Source organism: Flavobacterium sp. N3904, from assembly GCF_025947305.1.
Lineage (GTDB): Bacteria > Bacteroidota > Bacteroidia > Flavobacteriales > Flavobacteriaceae > Flavobacterium.
In genome coordinates this window covers 3,219,374-3,236,218 of sequence record NZ_CP110009.1, presented here as the reverse complement: position 1 = coordinate 3,236,218, position 16,845 = coordinate 3,219,374, and the positions used below count along the sequence as shown (strand labels likewise).

General features: G+C 31.8%; 18 protein-coding genes and 2 tRNA genes. 7 read left to right on the top strand and 13 right to left on the bottom strand.

Going from position 1 to position 16,845, the window contains the following annotated elements; translation table 11 throughout:
* Nucleotides 1-32: 32 nt before the first annotated feature.
* Both ggt and OLM57_RS13725 read right to left on the bottom strand, forming a co-directional pair.
* Nucleotides 33-1,718: a gamma-glutamyltransferase gene (gene ggt, locus OLM57_RS13730; RefSeq protein ID WP_264564260.1), complete on the bottom strand. Its 1,686-nt coding sequence runs from the start codon at nucleotides 1,716-1,718 to the stop codon at nucleotides 33-35.
* Entirely contained in the window at nucleotides 1,715-2,299 is a 585-nt protein-coding gene (locus OLM57_RS13725; protein WP_264564259.1) for an acyl carrier protein phosphodiesterase, read from the bottom strand. The genes ggt and OLM57_RS13725 overlap by 4 nt, the downstream gene beginning before the upstream one ends.
* A gap of 235 nt (nucleotides 2,300-2,534) precedes the next feature.
* Between OLM57_RS13725 and glmM the strand changes: the two genes are divergently transcribed.
* Nucleotides 2,535-3,923 (top strand): phosphoglucosamine mutase, encoded by a 1,389-nt coding sequence (glmM, locus tag OLM57_RS13720; protein ID WP_264564258.1) that lies wholly within the window; start codon nucleotides 2,535-2,537, stop codon nucleotides 3,921-3,923.
* Nucleotides 3,924-3,963: 40 nt separating this feature from the next.
* Here the strand turns inward: glmM and OLM57_RS13715 are convergent.
* A tRNA-Pro gene (locus OLM57_RS13715) sits at nucleotides 3,964-4,037 on the bottom strand.
* 269 nt (nucleotides 4,038-4,306) lie between these two features.
* Between OLM57_RS13715 and OLM57_RS13710 the strand changes: the two genes are divergently transcribed.
* A complete protein-coding gene (locus tag OLM57_RS13710) occupies nucleotides 4,307-5,794 on the top strand; it encodes an aminotransferase class V-fold PLP-dependent enzyme (protein ID WP_264564257.1) in 1,488 nt (495 codons plus the stop codon).
* A 142-nt stretch (nucleotides 5,795-5,936) separates the two neighbouring features.
* Here OLM57_RS13710 and OLM57_RS13705 read toward each other — a convergent pair whose 3' ends face one another.
* Both OLM57_RS13705 and OLM57_RS13700 read right to left on the bottom strand, forming a co-directional pair.
* A complete protein-coding gene (locus OLM57_RS13705) occupies nucleotides 5,937-6,806 on the bottom strand; it encodes a lysophospholipid acyltransferase family protein (protein ID WP_264564256.1) in 870 nt (289 codons plus the stop codon).
* 103 nt (nucleotides 6,807-6,909) lie between these two features.
* A complete protein-coding gene (locus OLM57_RS13700; RefSeq protein WP_264564255.1) occupies nucleotides 6,910-7,779 on the bottom strand; it encodes a lysophospholipid acyltransferase family protein in 870 nt (289 codons plus the stop codon).
* A gap of 118 nt (nucleotides 7,780-7,897) precedes the next feature.
* Between OLM57_RS13700 and OLM57_RS13695 the strand changes: the two genes are divergently transcribed.
* A complete protein-coding gene (locus OLM57_RS13695) occupies nucleotides 7,898-8,536 on the top strand; it encodes a rhomboid family intramembrane serine protease (protein WP_264564254.1) in 639 nt (212 codons plus the stop codon).
* Between the two features lie 30 nt (nucleotides 8,537-8,566).
* Nucleotides 8,567-9,259 carry an SIMPL domain-containing protein gene (locus tag OLM57_RS13690; protein WP_264564253.1) on the top strand — a complete coding sequence of 231 codons (693 nt, stop codon included), beginning with the start codon at nucleotides 8,567-8,569 and terminating at the stop codon, nucleotides 9,257-9,259.
* 112 nt (nucleotides 9,260-9,371) lie between these two features.
* Here OLM57_RS13690 and OLM57_RS13685 read toward each other — a convergent pair.
* The 6 genes from OLM57_RS13685 to OLM57_RS13660 all read right to left on the bottom strand — a co-directional run bounded on the left by OLM57_RS13685 (nucleotide 9,372) and on the right by OLM57_RS13660 (nucleotide 12,324).
* A tRNA-Tyr gene (locus OLM57_RS13685) sits at nucleotides 9,372-9,452 on the bottom strand.
* A gap of 173 nt (nucleotides 9,453-9,625) precedes the next feature.
* Complete coding sequence (locus OLM57_RS13680; RefSeq protein ID WP_264566909.1) at nucleotides 9,626-9,991, bottom strand: TlpA family protein disulfide reductase; 366 nt, start codon at nucleotides 9,989-9,991, stop codon at nucleotides 9,626-9,628.
* A 39-nt stretch (nucleotides 9,992-10,030) separates the two neighbouring features.
* A complete protein-coding gene (locus OLM57_RS13675; protein ID WP_264564252.1) occupies nucleotides 10,031-10,789 on the bottom strand; it encodes a DUF4369 domain-containing protein in 759 nt (252 codons plus the stop codon).
* Nucleotides 10,790-11,023: 234 nt separating this feature from the next.
* Nucleotides 11,024-11,242, bottom strand: coding sequence for a hypothetical protein (locus OLM57_RS13670; protein ID WP_264564251.1), 219 nt, complete (start codon nucleotides 11,240-11,242; stop codon nucleotides 11,024-11,026).
* A 227-nt stretch (nucleotides 11,243-11,469) separates the two neighbouring features.
* Nucleotides 11,470-11,910, bottom strand: coding sequence for a KTSC domain-containing protein (locus OLM57_RS13665; protein ID WP_264564250.1), 441 nt, complete (start codon nucleotides 11,908-11,910; stop codon nucleotides 11,470-11,472).
* A 168-nt stretch (nucleotides 11,911-12,078) separates the two neighbouring features.
* Nucleotides 12,079-12,324 (bottom strand): hypothetical protein, encoded by a 246-nt coding sequence (locus OLM57_RS13660; RefSeq protein WP_264564249.1) that lies wholly within the window; start codon nucleotides 12,322-12,324, stop codon nucleotides 12,079-12,081.
* A gap of 91 nt (nucleotides 12,325-12,415) precedes the next feature.
* Here OLM57_RS13660 and OLM57_RS13655 point away from each other — a divergent pair, with 91 nt between their 5' ends.
* Nucleotides 12,416-12,961 carry a hypothetical protein gene (locus OLM57_RS13655; protein ID WP_264564248.1) on the top strand — a complete coding sequence of 182 codons (546 nt, stop codon included), beginning with the start codon at nucleotides 12,416-12,418 and terminating at the stop codon, nucleotides 12,959-12,961.
* Here OLM57_RS13655 and OLM57_RS13650 read toward each other — a convergent pair.
* Together OLM57_RS13650 and OLM57_RS13645 are read right to left on the bottom strand one after the other, a co-directional pair.
* Entirely contained in the window at nucleotides 12,958-13,353 is a 396-nt protein-coding gene (locus OLM57_RS13650; RefSeq protein ID WP_264564247.1) for a response regulator, read from the bottom strand. The genes OLM57_RS13655 and OLM57_RS13650 overlap by 4 nt on opposite strands.
* The gene (locus OLM57_RS13645; RefSeq protein ID WP_264564246.1) at nucleotides 13,350-16,193 is read right to left on the bottom strand and encodes a PAS domain S-box protein; all 2,844 of its coding nucleotides are present in this window, start codon (nucleotides 16,191-16,193) and stop codon (nucleotides 13,350-13,352) included. Before OLM57_RS13645 ends, OLM57_RS13650 begins: the two co-directional genes overlap by 4 nt.
* A 246-nt stretch (nucleotides 16,194-16,439) precedes the next feature.
* On the opposite strand from OLM57_RS13645, the gene OLM57_RS13640 reads away from it, so the two are divergent.
* Together OLM57_RS13640 and OLM57_RS13635 are read left to right on the top strand one after the other, a co-directional pair.
* Nucleotides 16,440-16,595 carry a hypothetical protein gene (locus OLM57_RS13640; protein WP_264564245.1) on the top strand — a complete coding sequence of 52 codons (156 nt, stop codon included), beginning with the start codon at nucleotides 16,440-16,442 and terminating at the stop codon, nucleotides 16,593-16,595.
* Between the two features lie 11 nt (nucleotides 16,596-16,606).
* Nucleotides 16,607-16,837, top strand: a complete 231-nt coding sequence (locus OLM57_RS13635; protein WP_264564244.1) for a hypothetical protein — start codon at nucleotides 16,607-16,609, stop codon at nucleotides 16,835-16,837.
* Nucleotides 16,838-16,845 lie beyond the last annotated feature (8 nt).

Sequence of the window (16,845 nt, the reverse complement as noted above, 5' to 3'; positions counted from 1 at the left end):
AACAATGGCAATTTCAATAGCTATAATAAAAATTAAAAACCTACGGCTTTATCATCACCCCTAAAATCGGCACCACCTTCAATTTTCCCATCAGAAAGGACTAATATAGCATCCACTTTTCCGATAACAGGAGTCGTTTTTTCGTTGATGATATATCCTTTGGCTTTTAATTTATCAAATGTATTTGTATCGAAAGTATTGGGTTCAAATGTAATGACATCGGGTAACCACTGATGATGAAATCTAGAAGCATTCACAGCTTCCTGCATCCCTAAATTGTATTCATAAACGTTTAGTATCGTTTGCAAAACCGAAGTAATAATAGTTGATCCTCCCGGAGATCCCACCATCATAAATAGTTTGCCGTTTTTTTCTACAATAGTTGGAGTCATTGAGCTTAACATCCTTTTTTGGGGAGCGATGCTGTTGGCTTCGTTTCCTACTAATCCAAACATATTGGGTTCACCAGGTTTTGAACTGAAATCGTCCATTTCGTTATTGAGAAAAAAGCCCAATTCATCACAATAATATTTCGATCCAAACCCATCATTTAGGGTTGTCGTTGCCGCAATTGCGTTACCGAAAGGATCGATAATAGAGTAGTGGGTCGTTTCGGTACTTTCTTTATAAGTTATTTTACCTTCTTTAATTTCAGACGATAAAGTTGCTTTGTCTACATTAAAACTTGACATTCTTTCTTTTAGATAATCATCGGCCATCAATGCCTTTAAAGGGATTTTTACAAAGTCAGGGTCACCTAGAAAATAACTTCTATCTGCATAAGCTCTTCGTTCGGCTTCGACAATTAGCTGTATAGATTCGGCTGAATTGTGTCCCATTTTGGATAAGTCGTAGGGTTCAATCATTTTCAGGATTTGAGCCAAACAAATGCCACCGCTACTTGGAGGAGCCATCGAAATCACTTTTAAATCTTTATAAGTAAAAGATAGGGGAGTTCGCCATTTGGCTTCATATTTTGCCAAATCTTTCATTGTAATAATTCCACCATTTTTTTGGAGGTATTTAACCAAAATTTTTGCGGTTTGTCCTTTGTAAAACTCATTTCTTCCATTCTTGGCAATCCTTTTTAATGTTTCAGCCAAAACAGGATATTTGATAGTATCATTTTGTTTGTAAACTGTGGCAAATTTTGTGTTTATTCCATTCGCTTTTATGATGGATTCTCTATAGTCATCGAGTCGGTGTTCTTGTCTTCGTGTTACAATTAAGCCTTTTTCGGCCAATGCAATAACAGGTTTCAAAATTTCGGACATTGGCATAGAACCATATTTTTGGTGAACGGCAAAAACTCCGGCAATGGTACCTGGAACACCAATCGCAAGAGGAGTTTCTGTACTTTTTCCTTTAATAACATTTCCGTCTTTGTCCAGATACATATTTTTGGTAGCCGCCAAAGGTGCTTTTTCTCGATAATCTAAAGAACCAACTTCTCCATTGGCTTTCCGAAATACCATAAACCCGCCACCACCAAGATTTCCTGCATACGGATAAGCTACTGCCAAAGCCAATTCGGTGCCCACCATAGCATCAAAAGCATTTCCGCCTTTTTGCATAATTTCTGCTCCAATTTTGGATGCTTCTTCTCGTGCAGAAACTACCATTGCTTTCTCAGCAATTAGGCCTGTTGTTTCTTTAATTTTGGTTTGTGACAGACAATTTAGACTTACAATAAAAAATAGAATGGTAATTTTTTTCATAGAGAAATTAATTTTTGATGGGATTGTACTCTTAAATCTTCAAAGAAAACAATAAATTCATTTTCAAATTCGGAATAATATTCAACGAGTTCGTTTGGAGAAAATCGCATTTTAGATTCGTTTTTGGTTCGGCTATCCATTTGGGTCAAAATTCTACTGATTCCCTCAACTGTTTGATAACTCACAAGCCAATTGTATTCGATCATATAAGGCATCATTCCTTTGGCTCTTTCGGATAAAAAATCAAAATTGTCCCGCAAAGATTGATAAAAATTATTTGTAAAATCGATCAAATTTTCATCTGAATAAGTATTCCAGTTTTTGGCCAAAAAATGATCATAAAAAACATCTACAATAACACCCGCATAGTGATGATAGTTTTGATGCAAACGTTTGGTGCTATCTCTAAAAACAGGATGAGCATCAGTATACGTATCAATAAAACGATGTAAAATAATGCCTTTTTGTATCTCCGAAGGATAGGTTTCAAAATGTTTCCCACGAATTCCATCCGCCATAAAGTTTCCAATTTTTATCAAATCGTTATCTCCAGATAAATAAATGTGGGCTAGAAAGTTCATTTTTATTGAGTTGCTAAGGTTCTTAGATAATGAGATTCTAAGTTTACATTCGTAAATGTATAAACTTTTTTATTGATTATTTCATAAATTAAAACATCAGAGTAAATGTATAATTTTCATATTCTCAGAAACTCAAGGATTCAAGATCCTGTTTTTATAAAAACTTAGCATCTGTGCACCTAAGAAACTCGGCAACTTTTTTATATTTGTATTAAATAACCATTAATACAAAAAAATGACTTTAATAAAATCAATATCCGGAATTCGAGGAACAATAGGAGGGAAAGTAGGGGACAATTTGACCCCAGTTGATGCTGTGAAATTTGCTTCTGCTTATGGAACCTGGCTGAAAAATTATTCTAAAAAAGAGAAGCTAACTGTTGTAGTAGGTCGTGATGCCCGTATTTCGGGACCAATGATTCATAATTTGGTAATCAATACACTTATAGGATTAGGAATTGATGTAATTGACTTGGGATTATCTACAACTCCAACTGTTGAAGTAGCTGTTCCTTTGGAAAAAGCTGATGGTGGAATTATTCTGACAGCGTCTCACAACCCAAAACAATGGAATGCCTTGAAATTATTGAATGAAAAAGGAGAGTTTTTGAATGGAGCTGAAGGAGAAAAAATTCTTCAAATTGCCGAAGACGAAGCGTTCGATTTTTCGGATGTGGATAATTTGGGAGAAATTACTCAAAATGATGCCTATATGGACATTCATATTGACGAAGTTTTGAATTTACCATTGGTAGATGTTGAAGCTGTAAAAGCTGCAAAATTTAAGGTAGTTGTTGATGGAGTAAATTCATCGGGTGGAATTATTATTCCTAAATTATTAGAATTGATGGGCGTTGAAGTAGTAAAGTTATACTGTGAACCTAACGGACATTTCCCTCATAATCCTGAACCTCTAAAAGAACATTTAACTGATATTTCAGAGTTGGTTGTCAAAGAAAAAGCGCATTTAGGAGTAGTGGTTGACCCAGATGTAGATCGTTTGGCATTTATATGTGAAGATGGAGAAATGTTTGGAGAAGAATATACTTTGGTCGCTTGTGCCGATTATGTTTTGAGTAAAACCCCAGGAAATACGGTTTCTAATATGTCTTCATCTCGAGCATTACGTGATGTGACGAACAAACATAACGGGACCTACGAAGCAAGTGCTGTAGGCGAAGTTAATGTGGTAGAGTTGATGAAGAAAAACAATGCAATAATAGGAGGTGAAGGTAACGGAGGGATTATTTATCCAGAATCACATTATGGACGTGACAGTATGGTAGGTGTGGCTTTGTTCCTGACTCACTTGGCCAACAAAAAAATGTCGGTTTCGGCTTTGCGTGCTTCGTACCCTGAATATTATATGAGTAAAAACAAAATCGAATTGACTCCACAAATTGATGTTGATGCGATTCTTGTCGCGATGACCGAAAAATACAAAAATGAAGACATCACTACGATTGACGGAGTGAAGATTGACTTTGCAGATAATTGGGTGCATTTAAGAAAATCGAATACAGAACCTATTATTCGTATTTATACCGAGGCCTCCAGTCAGAAATTGGCAGATGATTTGGCACTGCGAATTATTGACGAAATAAAAGCAGTAGCTGGAATATAAAACTAAAAACCGACTCTAAAGTCGGTTTTTTTATACTTTGTCGGGATGACTGGATTCGAACCAGCGACCCCTAGCACCCCATGCTAGTACGCTACCTGGCTGCGCTACATCCCGAACTTTTCTGATTGCAAATATATTTTTTTATATAAAAAAATAAAATAGAACTGTTGTTTTTTTTAAGATCGATGAATTTTTTTGAATATTTTAACTTATACAAGATAGGTTTATGTTTAGCTTTTAGTTATTCGATAAAAAAATAAGATCAAAGCAACTCAAGAATGATAATAATTACAATTTTCATTGAAAACATTTGCAAAAATGAAAAGTTCGAATATTTTCTGTTTAAACAAAAAACAATATATTTGGTGCCTAATTAAAATAAAATGACCACAACAGTAACTCCAACAAAATTAGAGCAGTATTTTCAACAATTTCGTAATAATATTATTGGAATTGATCAGGAATTTGAATCTCCGTATGGTCAGCAAAAAATTATATATACGGATTGGACTGCCAGTGGACGTTTGTATCGTCCGATTGAAGAAAAACTAATGAATGACTTCGGCCCTTTTGTAGCCAATACCCATACCGAAACTACTGTATCCGGGACAGCGATGACCAAATCATATCACCATGCCCGCCACATTATCAAGCATCATGTCAATGCCAATTCAGATGACGTTTTAATAACTGATGGAACTGGAATGACAGGAGTTGTGAATAAATTCCAAAGAATCTTAGGATTGAAAGTACCCGAAAATCTAAAAGATTTTATCAATATTCCAGCCGAAAAAAAACCAATTGTTTTCATTTCGCATATGGAGCATCACTCCAATCAAACTTCTTGGCTTGAGACAATCGCAGATGTAGAGGTAATACCCTCCTGTGAAGAAGGACTTTTTAGCTTAAAAAACCTTGCCTTATTATTAGAAAAATATAAAGACAGAACCTATAAAATTGCTTCGATAACTTCCTGTTCAAATGTTACTGGAATTAAAACACCCTATCATCAAGCTGCTAAACTAATGCATGAGCATAATGGTGTTTGCTTTGTAGATTTTGCATGCTCGGGCCCTTATGTAAAAATAGATATGCATCCCGAAGATTCAGAGTCGTATTTGGATGCGATTTTCTTTTCTCCGCATAAATTTTTGGGTGGCCCAGGAACTTCTGGAGTTTTGGTATTTAATAAAAAATTATACCACAATATGGTTCCTGATTGTCCAGGCGGCGGAACTGTATCCTGGACAAATCCATGGGGAGAACACAAGTACATAGACAATATTGAAGACAGGGAGGACGGAGGAACTCCAGGTTTTCTTCAAGTAATCAAAACTGCGCTGGCGATTCAGTTGAAAGAGCAAATGGGTATTGAAAATATCCTCAAACGCGAACATGAAATTGTAGAATACGTTTTTGACTCATTAGGAAACATCCCCAACATAAAAATTCTTGCGGGACAACATCATGACCGATTGGGTGTAATTTCTTTTTTTGTTGAAGATTTGCATTTTAATTTGGGAGTGAAATTATTGAATGATAAATTCGGAATCCAAACGCGTGGCGGTTGTAGTTGTGCTGGAACTTATGGCCATTTTTTATTGCACGTTGATCAGGAAACCTCGAATAAATTGATAGACGAAATAAGTTTGGGAGATTTGATCAGAAAACCAGGTTGGATCAGAATGTCGATACATCCGACAACGACAACTCAAGAAATTGAATATGTTTGCAATAGCATTAAATCATTGGCCGAAAATCATAAAACCTGGGCTTTAGATTATGATTACAACAAAGATACCAATGAGTTCATACACAAAAATGCTAAGGTAATTGAAGATAAATTAGTACAAGATTGGTTTTCGTTATAAAAATACTATTCTAAGCTTCTGAGAAGCTTAGAATCTTATAGATCAAAATTAAGAGATAAAAAAAAATCACTTAATCAAAACAGTTTTTTTTTGATTAAGTGATTTTTTTTTATCAAATTTCTAAATTCTGCAATCTAAAATTCTAACGTCTGTATTTCCATCTTTTATGGGTCCACAAATAATATTCCGGAGCTTCATAAATTTGTTTTTCTAAAAGTTTTAGATATTGATCGGTAAGTTCATAATTTGGAATTTCTTTTGGATTGTCTGAAAGAATTTCTAATGTTGCTTCATAATGACCTCGTTTTACTTTTTTGGTATTGAGATAAACCAAATTCATGTTGTATCTCTTGGATAACATTTCGGCTCCGGTATGCACCGGGACTTCAATTCCCATAAATTTTGTCCAGTGAAAAGCAGATTTAGCTCTAGGTGATTGGTCGCTGGCAAAACCGTACAAAGACAATACATTGTTTTTATTATTATTGATTATAGTTGGTATTGTTTGTTTTGTGGTAATCAATTTGGCATTAAATCTTGAACGAATTTTATGTACTAATTTGTCAAAATAAGGATTCTTTAGTTGCTTGTAAATTCCATAGCCCACAAAATCGGAATAATAATTCATCGAAATTATCCATTCATAACTAGCATAATGAGAACAGATAATTGCAACGCTTTTTCCTTGCTTTTCAAGCTCTTTGTACATCTCAATATTTTTAAAGACAAATCTTTTGCAAATTTCTTCTTTGGAAATGTTCATTGTTTTTACCATCTCCAAAAACATGTCACACATGTGATGATAGAATTTTTTCTCTATAATCAATCGCTCTTTATCTGATAAATGAGGCAATGCCAGAGCAAGATTTTCCTGAACTGTTTTTTTACGATATCGAATAATTCGATAAACTATAATATAAACAAAATCAGAAAACAAATACAGTAAACGAAAAGGAAGCATCGAAATTACCCAAATAATTGGATATACAAACAAATATACGAGGTATTGCATTTATTCAAAATTTATACAAATATAAAAAAATAATCTTTTTCTATAATATTTCAAAATTATGGATTATTACTTTTACTTCTTTTTTGAATTTTTTAAATTGAAATTATCTTTGGTGTTTCCATCGTTTATGCGTCCACAAATAATATTCTGGAGCTTCGTAAATTTGTTTTTCAACAAGTTTCAAAAACTGATCTGTAATCTCATAGTTGGGAACTTCACTTGTGTTTTCAGAGAGCACTTCGATGGTTGCCTCATAATAACCACGTTTCACTTTTTTAGTTTTTAGAAAAACAACATTCATATTGTATCTTTTAGCTAACATTTCGGCACCAGTATGAACGGGAACTTCTATTCCCATAAATTTCGCCCAATGAAAGGCACTGTTTTCTTTAGGCGACTGATCGCTTGCAAAACCATATACTGATAGAATATTGTTGTCGTTATTATTGATTATCGTTGGTATTGTTTCTTTTGTAGTAATTAGATTTGCTTTAAACCTACTACGAATGGAATGCACTAACTTATCAAAATAAGGGTTTTTAATTTTTTTGTAAATACCAAAGCTCTTAAAATTGGAATGAAAATTTAATGATACTGCCCATTCATAACTAGCATAATGGGCACACATAAGAGCAATACTCTTTTCTTTTTTTTCCATTTCTTCATAAACTTCTATATTCTTAAAAACATATCTTTTGGATATTTCCGTTTTTGAAATACTCATGGTTTTAATCATTTCGAGAAAGATATCACATAAATGATGATAGAATTTTTTTTCTATAATCAATCGCTCTTTATCAGATAAATGGGGTAATGCTAAAGCAAGATTTTGTCGAACGGTTTTTTTTCGATAGCCAACAATTCTATATAATAATATGAAAACAAAATCGGATAAAAGATAAAGTAGGGGAAAAGGAAGAATTGAAATACACCATAAAAAAGGGTAAACAATTAGGTAGATTAGGAATTTCATTTTAAATTTTTTCAAATGTAAACTATTAAACAGTAAATTGAAATAGTTTATGATTTCTTTATAAATTGACACTGTAATATTAATTAGATTTACATAAAATTTTTAAAACCTACATTTTATGAATGCCATTTTGATTGGAATAATAGTTGCCAATGTACTGATAAGTTATAAAGGGTTTAATGACTTTTCCTTTTTTAGAAAATATGAATTTCACGTGGGAAGCATTCGAGCAGGAGAACAAATCCGCATGATTTCGTCTGGTTTTCTTCATGTTGATATGACTCATTTGCTATTCAACATGTTAACGCTTTTTTTTTTCGCCCCTGTGGTTTTGAGCTATTTAGGCAGCTTTTCATTTATTTTGGTCTATTTTGGTAGTTTGATATTTGGGAGTTTATTGACAATGTTATTCCACAAAGAAGATTACAGTTATAGAGCTGTAGGAGCTTCTGGAGCGGTTACAGGAGTTTTATATTCAGCTATATTATTGCAACCTGATATGATGTTGGGGTTATTTTTTGTGATTCCAATACCGGCTTATATATTTGGTATAGTCTATTTATTATATTCTATTTATGGGATGCGATCCAAGAACGATAACATTGGACATACTGCCCATTTTGGAGGTGCAATGGGCGGTTATTTGATTACACTTTTAAGAAATCCAGAATTAATACAAGAGCATACTTTAATGACTGTTTTATTGTCTATTCCCATTGTTATTCTTTTTGGAATGGCAAAAGCGGGAAAACTTTAAACCTCAATTTTAATCTTTAAAATCAATAATATGAAAAAATCAATTTTACTTGTTATCTGTCTATTTACAGTTTTGGCACACAGTCAAGAAGTTAAACCAATTCCTCTAATTAATGTTTCCGGTGAAGGAAAAATTAAAGTAGTTCCAGATCAGGTTACCATTTTGGCAACCGTCGAAACTAAAGGAACGAATGCTAAAGAAGTGAAAAAACAAAATGATCAGCAAATGGAGGCCGTTTTAAAATTGGTCAAAACTATGAACTTACCGACAGCCGATTATAAAACAAAAAGAGTATCCTTGAATCCACAGTATGATTATGAAAAAAAGAAACATTCATATAATGCAACACAAACTATAGAAATCCTTTTGAAAGATTTGTCTAAGTATGATGAATTAATGGAAGGTTTGGTTGACCAAGGAATCAATCGAATTGACAATGTTACTTTTCAATCCTCAAAATTGGCACAATACCAATCCGACGCACGAAAACAAGCTATGAAAGAAGCTAAAATGAAAGCTGAGGACTATGTATCCGTTTTAGGTCAAAAAGTAGGAGTAGGGTTTACTATTACTGATAATTCACAAACCTATTATCCTCAGCCGGTATATGCAATGAAAACGATGGCAATGGATGGAGTTGCAGGAGCACCGCCAACAGAAACACTTGCGATTGGTGAAATTGAAATCATAGCCAATGTGAGTGTGAGTTTTAAATTGGAATAACAGTTTGTAATAAATTTTATATAATCCCATCTTTTTTTAGAAATACGATGGGATTGTTTTTTTTACAATTTATTCAAAAAAAAAAGCTTCAATTTCTTGAAGCTTTTTTTTGTGGGGAGAGCAGGATTCGAACCTGCGAAGTTCACACAGCAGATTTACAGTCTGCCCTCGTTGGCCGCTTGAGTATCTCCCCAGGCCATATTTGGTAATGCTTATCACTTTAACCGGGTGCAAATATAGAGACTGTTTTTAGTTCTACAAACTTTTTTTGCACTTTATTTTAGTATTATTTTTAACGCATTGGTATTGAATAAAATAAAAAAATCTCCACAAGGGAGATTTTTTATTTTTGATATTTTAAAAGGATTATTTCCCTAATAATTCGATAATTTTTGCTTTTAGTTCATCGCCTCTTAAACCTTGTGCTACTACATTTCCAGATTGATCAAGGACAAAAGTAGCAGGAATTGATTCGACGTTGTATTGCTTTGCAATTGGATCTTCCCAACCTTTAAGGTTAGAAACTTGTGTCCAAGTTAGTTTATCTTTCGCAATAGCTTCTTTCCATTTTGCAGAATCTTCATCTAGAGAAACACCAATTATGTTTAATCCTTTTGAATGCAATTCGGCATAAATGGCTACTACATTTGGATTTTCTTTTCGACACGGACCACACCATGAAGCCCAAAAATCAACGATTGTTACTTTTCCTAAGCTTTCCTTAAGCGAAATAGTTTTTCCTTGAGGATTAGGCGCAGAAAAATCTGTTCTTCATTTAGCTGGAGCAGCAGCTGGAGCTGTTGGTGTAGCACCTACAGATGGAGATTTTAATGCTGTTATTTTTTCTTTAACCGCTTTACCTGGTTTAGAGTTTTTCAAAGACTCATCAAGAGCATTGTACATTGACTCTACTTTGTTTGCTTCTGTAGAAGGGTCATTGCTCATTCCTTGAATGATTAATACACTTATAAATGATTTTGGATGTGTGTTTGCATAATCTAAATATTTAGCTTTTGATGTTACACCAATTTCAGTTTGAATTTTAGAATACTCTTTCATCAATCCATTGATAACAGCTGTATCTTTTGTTTGTTGAGCTGTTTGCATCAATTGCATATTTTTTGTTTGGAAATCCATTAATGGCTTTTGAACTTTAGTGATTTCTTCATTAAATTTCACATATTCGTCATTATTGTAAGTACCAGAAACTTTAGATTTTTGAATTGTATCTTTGTTTACTACAATTGTAATATCTCCGTTTTCTAAAATAAATGGAATTTTTCCTTGTACACCTTCTATTTGTAGAGTATGGAAAGATGGTTCAGTAGTCTTTCCTTTAATTTCGAATTTACCATTCTCAATTTTTACAGTATCAACTGCAACTAATCCCATTCCTTTTTCGTCTTGAGTCTCAAGAATTACAGTTTTTCCGTTTTCAAATCCTGTCGCAGTTCCAGTAATTGTGTATTTATCTTTGCTACAAGAGGTTAACATTACTGTAGCAGTAAGAAATAAAATAATTTTTTTCATTTTTATTAGTTAATTGTTTAAGGTTACAAAAGTATTTAAAATTATAAATTAACAATAACATTATACCCTAAATTTATGTTATAATTTTCTTATTTTGTAACAAGTATAAAAAAATGAGGTAAATGGGTTTTTTATAATTTCATTAAAAAAGTATATGAATGTATTGGAAACAATATGTCTTAATAAAAAAGGTTTACAAAATTAGAAACCCTTAGAATTAAATTGTTTTTTGATTTACATCTCAAATTCATTAATATAAGATTCAATATGCTCAATTTCATTGACAGTTATCTTAATGTCAAGATTAATGCTTCTTAAATCTTTGTGCAAATGTGTACATATAGGATTTGATTTTAATTTAAAATCGATTTCATCCTTTACTTTTTGCAGCTTTTGAAGGGTTAATAGAGCATTTTTATGTTGCCGTTTGTAGGATTCGTTCTGTTCATTCATAATGTTTTGTTTTGGTTAGTTTTGATTTGGTAAGCTAATTTATTAATAAACTTGTTAAAATCATGTTAATAAAAAAATATTTTTTGGATAACTGTCTTTTTTTAAATCGTTTATAAATAATGAAGAAAATAGTTTTTTGATAATTGAGATTAAACCGCTTGGCTAAAAAATAAACAAAAAAAAAGCACTCTTTCGAAAGAGTGCTTGTGTATTAAATAGTGGTAAAACTAATCTTGATTGATTGTTTTTCTCCAAGTAAATGCATTAAGGATGTGTCTTTTTGCAAATCTTCCAGGAGAATCTGCATTGACCATTTTTACATAGGTTGCTTTAGGAACACTGATGTATTCATAAACGCTTCCGTTTGAGAAATTGATTATCAATCTACCTTCAACAAATTTATAATCAGTTATTGTTGATGTAGAAATTGTTTCCGTGTATTCAGGTAAATTCTGTTTAACTGTTTCAGGATTGATACTTACTAAAAAGTGGTACGCTTCAATAATTTTTTTACTGTTTTCTTCGGCAGCTTTTAAACCTGCGTCATCACCTTGAAATTTATCAGGATGTGCATCTTTCATCGCATTGCGATAAATGGTTTTTAACTCTTTTAGCTCTACTGTTTTTTCTACGTTAAGCAGTTTGCGGTATTCAACTATTTTTTTCATAAATAAGGTAACTACTTGTCTTTTACTAATCAATCAAAATTATTTAATCGAAAATCGACAATTTTTTGCAAAGGTACACTTTTTTTTAACTTTTTAGTTTCGAGCAAAAAAAAAATCAAAAAAAGGTTTTTTTTGATTTTTTTGAAATGAATTAAATACTATAAAACCCTATTGTTCAGGCTTATTATTGGCTTTGTCAAAGTTTTTAGATTTTTTTGGATATTTGTTATAGCTAATATCGCTTGGGTTTTCGATGATACTTTTTATGGTTATCCAATCGCCAAGGTTGTGTTTTTGAGCCATTTTGAAATCTAAAAGATAAATACCACAAAAATAATTGTTGTTTTCATCCTGTTCCATTATTCCTGTAAAAACTCCTTTTTGTAACATTCTTTCTTCTGATGCTTTGGTCATAATCTGTTTATTTTAAAATAATTCTGGCTACAAAGTTAATCAATTATTGTTTGATTTGGTCTATAGTATGATTTCTGTTTACCTTTGTTTTATGGAAAAAATATTTCGACCGAGTCCAAAATCATTCAAAAATACGTTTTGTGTTTTTCAGGAAGTATTGCCAGAGAGAATTGACGGTATGCCTGTGCAGTATGACAGTAAATCGGGAAGTAAGTATTTTTATACTCCAGAAGGGATGTACCGTTTGTCTAATCATTGGGGGCGATTGGCCAATAGTAAATGGCGATTGGAGCCGATGCAACCCGCAACGGATTCAAAATTTAAAATTGGTTTTGCAGCATGGAACGAATTCTATCCTGATAATGCCGAAGAAGAATTGTATTATCTCGAAGCTGATTATAACAAAAGAACGGTCAATTATCAACACCGCAATAATCCGAATTACGACTCGAAAGCCATTCTGAGAACGAGTTTTGATACAACAAAAAGGATCAAACAAATTCGGAATTTGTTTGATCTTACTTCGTGGGCCAAGTATTTTGATTACGATGATATTGATGTATTACGCAAGGAAATTATCGATGAATTAATTTTTACCAATAAAACGCTTGATGAAATAAAAAGAGCGTTCGTTTAATGGTTTGCGGCTATTAATATTAAATCATTAGTATTTATAGGTTTTGATAAATAAGCAATGATTTCGGGATAATTTTTTGCTTTGCTTTTGTCTTCTAATGCAATAGAAGAACTTACAATGTATATTTGTATTGATCCATTGATTTGGGATTTTAGTAGAACCAATTCTTCCATAAATTCCCAACCATCCATAATTGGCATATTAATATCCAACAGAATTATACCAGGAAGAGTTTCTTTGTTTTCTAAAACATTTTTTATTGCATCTATTGCTTCCTTTCCGTTTTTGAAACTGGAAACAGCCGAAAATAATTCTGATTTTTTGATAATTTTATCAACGATAATTTGATAAATCGGATCATCATCTATTACCCATATTGTTTTTTGATTCATAATATTTCAATTTTAAATGTTGTACCTATATTGGGTTCGCTTTCTACAGTTATAGTCCCCCCCATTGCTTCTATTTGGTTTTTTGTGATGAATAATCCAACTCCTTTTGAATTTGGGTTATTGCTAAAAGTTTTATACATACCAAAAATTTTTTTTCCGTTTTTTACCAAATCAATACCAATACCATTGTCTGATATTTCGAGGTATTTTTTATCTTTTTTTGTTATCCATTTTAAATCGATACATAGTTTTCGTTCGGGATGGTTGTATTTTATTGCATTTGAAATCATATTGTAAAGTACACTTTCTAAATAGGCAGGATTATAATGGATTATCAAATCTTCAGGAATTTGATTGGAAATGGTGACTTTTTTTGAAATAATCTGTTGAGAGAAAACTTTCATCACGTTATCGGCATATTCTTTTAAGCTCAAATCTTCTGTTGATATGCTTATATTAGTCCGTATATTAATAACTTCGTTTAAATGCAACATTGTTTCGTTGAGTAAGTTGGAAACCGAAACTAGTAATTTCATCAAATCTGCTCTTTCTTCTTTTGTTTCAGCAGACATTATTAATGCTACAATTGAGGCAATATTGCTGGTGTGTGACCGTAAATTGTGAGATATTATATAGGAAAAATTTAATAACCTTTCATTTTGTTTGGTAACCAAATTGAATGAATTATTCAAATCAGCTTCAATATTTTTTGATTTAGTTATATCAATCATTATTCCATGTAAGCTTACAGCTTTATCATTTTCATAAACAATATTCACCATGTCCCGTATCCAAATTGCAGAACCATTTTTGCAAATCATTCTATATTCTAAATCGTGATTTAATAATTCCTTGGTTTTTGCAGAACAATACTCCATCGCAGCTACTCTGTCATCGGGATGAATGTGATTTTCCCAAAAATTGGGTTCATCTATCCATTCCTCTGGGGTATAACCCAAAATTTGTTTTACTTTTTTGCTCACAAAAGTAAAGGCAAAAGTTGTTATGTCACATTCCCAAACAATCCCGTCTATAGTGTTTACAATGGATTCTATTTTTTGTTGTGAATTAAGAATCACTTTTTCATTTAATTTTCGAGAAGTAATATCCTCCGTTGAAATTATTATTCTTTCGAATGTTTTTTCATAACCACGTATTACATTCCATCTAAAATGAATATCAATTGAGTCACCATTACTATTCTTAATTTGAGAATCATATATCAATTCTAAATTATTTTGCGTAATAGCAACCAATTGCTTGATAAAGTCGTTTATTGTTTCTTTGTCAAGTACCTGCTCTAAATTATTGGTTAATTCTTCTTTTGCTTTAATATTAAGCAGTTCTAAACATTTATTGTTTAAGGCTACAATTTTAATTAAGGAAAAACATTTAAGAACTACTTCTGGGTGCTCCTTAATGTAATTTTCAACAATTTTTGGATCTTTATCAATGAGTTTTAGATTCTTGAGGTAATTTTTAATGTATGACAAATCAACTTCCCATAATGGAATAGGGGATTCTTTGAATAGGTTCCTGAACTGTGCTTCACTTTTTCTAAGATTTTCTAAAATTTGTTTTTGCAGAGTAATGTCTTCTACAATTGCAATGTTGGTGTTTCTTTTTTCACCTGTATTCAAAAGCGAAGTTACATTTAAATTTACCCAAACTTTTTTTCCTGTTTTAGTTATGTAACGTTTTTTTAGTGTGTATTCATTTATTATACCTTCATTGAGATTTTTTGCATTTAATTCATTTATTATTAAATCTTGTGGATGAGTAATTAATTGATAATTAATGAGTTTCATTTCTTTTTCAGAGTATTCCAACAGTTGGCAAAATTTATTGTTGATTTCTAGAAAAGTTCCAGTATTATTGTCTACGAGTGCAATTCCTATTGGTGCACGATCAAAAATAGTTTTAAATTTCAGTTCGCTATTCAAAAGCTTTTCGGCCTGAATAGTTATTAATTCCTCCAATCGCTTTGGTTTATTTAGCAAAATAGTTATAAAAGCGCCAAATAATAAACAGAGGATAATGCTTAAAATTGAAGGAATAATTAGAGATGAGTATTCGTGATTTCCTTTTAATCTAGTTAAATATAATTTCCAATTTCCATCAGGCATTTTTGTTGAAATCTGTTGGGCTTGTTGAAAATCATCTCTAAAAGGGAGAAAAAACTCTTCTTTTTTTGTGTTTGGATTTATTTTTGAAAATTGAAAATAATATTTATTGGTATCAATTGAATTTACTCCAGAAATTTTAAGCAAAGTATTTAATTTAATTACAACTGCAGCAAACCCCCAAAATTTATTTTTTTTATAAACTGGCAGCCTGCCTATAATACCCAGTCCGCCTTGCTTTAAAATCAAAGGACCTGCAAAATACATACTTTTATTTGTTATGGATTGTATGGCTTCTTTACTAACGTTTGGAGTATTGAATAAGTTTAAATTTAAAGCAGATTCATTTCCCTTTAGTGGGTAAATATATTTTATTACTCCATTTGGCACTAGCTGTACGGCATCTAAGCAGTCATTAGACGCCAAAAGTTGAGAACTTATAGAATCAAAATTTTCTGGAATCCCTTTGTCGTTTATTGTTAATGCCAACGTGAGTGTGGTTGTATAACAGTTTTTGAGACATTGGTTTACGTTTTGTTTAACGGCTTCAAGAGCAATTTCCATTTCACGATGTTCATTTTCTTTAATGATTTGAATCCGTTGAAATATAGAAAATACAATGCCACTACTAAGGAATAAAAATATAAAAAAACCTGCAGTCCTTGGATTTATCAAAGACCAGCGGATTAATTTGAGCCATTTTTTTGTAAATTCCATACACGCTTAAAAGTTCAAAAGATTATTTAATAATCCAAAAAGAGAATTTTGCACGTCTAAAGATACTAATTCTAATTTAGAAAAGTAAGAAATGGTTGTTCTAATTGTAACACTAAAGAGCAAAGTCGTGTATTCAGCTTAATAAAAACAATCATAATTTCAATAATAAAGCCGAACTTTGCATTCGTTTTTAATAGCGATATGTTTAAAACCAGATCGTTATCTTCAATATAAAAGAGAAATACTATGAGTAGAAACAACGAAGGAAATATCAAGAAACACAACGACAAACTGCACAAAGCGCAAGACAAAGCCAAAAAAGCAGCTATGGATCGTAAAGAAAAGCTAAAACAAATTACTAGAAAATTCAATGAAGACAACAAGTCTTCCGAAAATAATTAAACTATAATAGTATGGATAAGAATAAATTTAGTGAATTAAAAAATGGAGTTCAAGAAATAATTGATTTTATTACTGCTAAAAATGCTAGAGCGGCTAATAACAAATTAGTTGAAGTTAGTGAGGATTTAGACGAATTACTAGATTATGCAGAAGAAGATGATGAATTAATTGAAATTAGTAAGTACCAAGTATTATTGAATCAATTGCAACAAAGAATCGTTTTACTTGACGGGCAATTATAACTAAATAC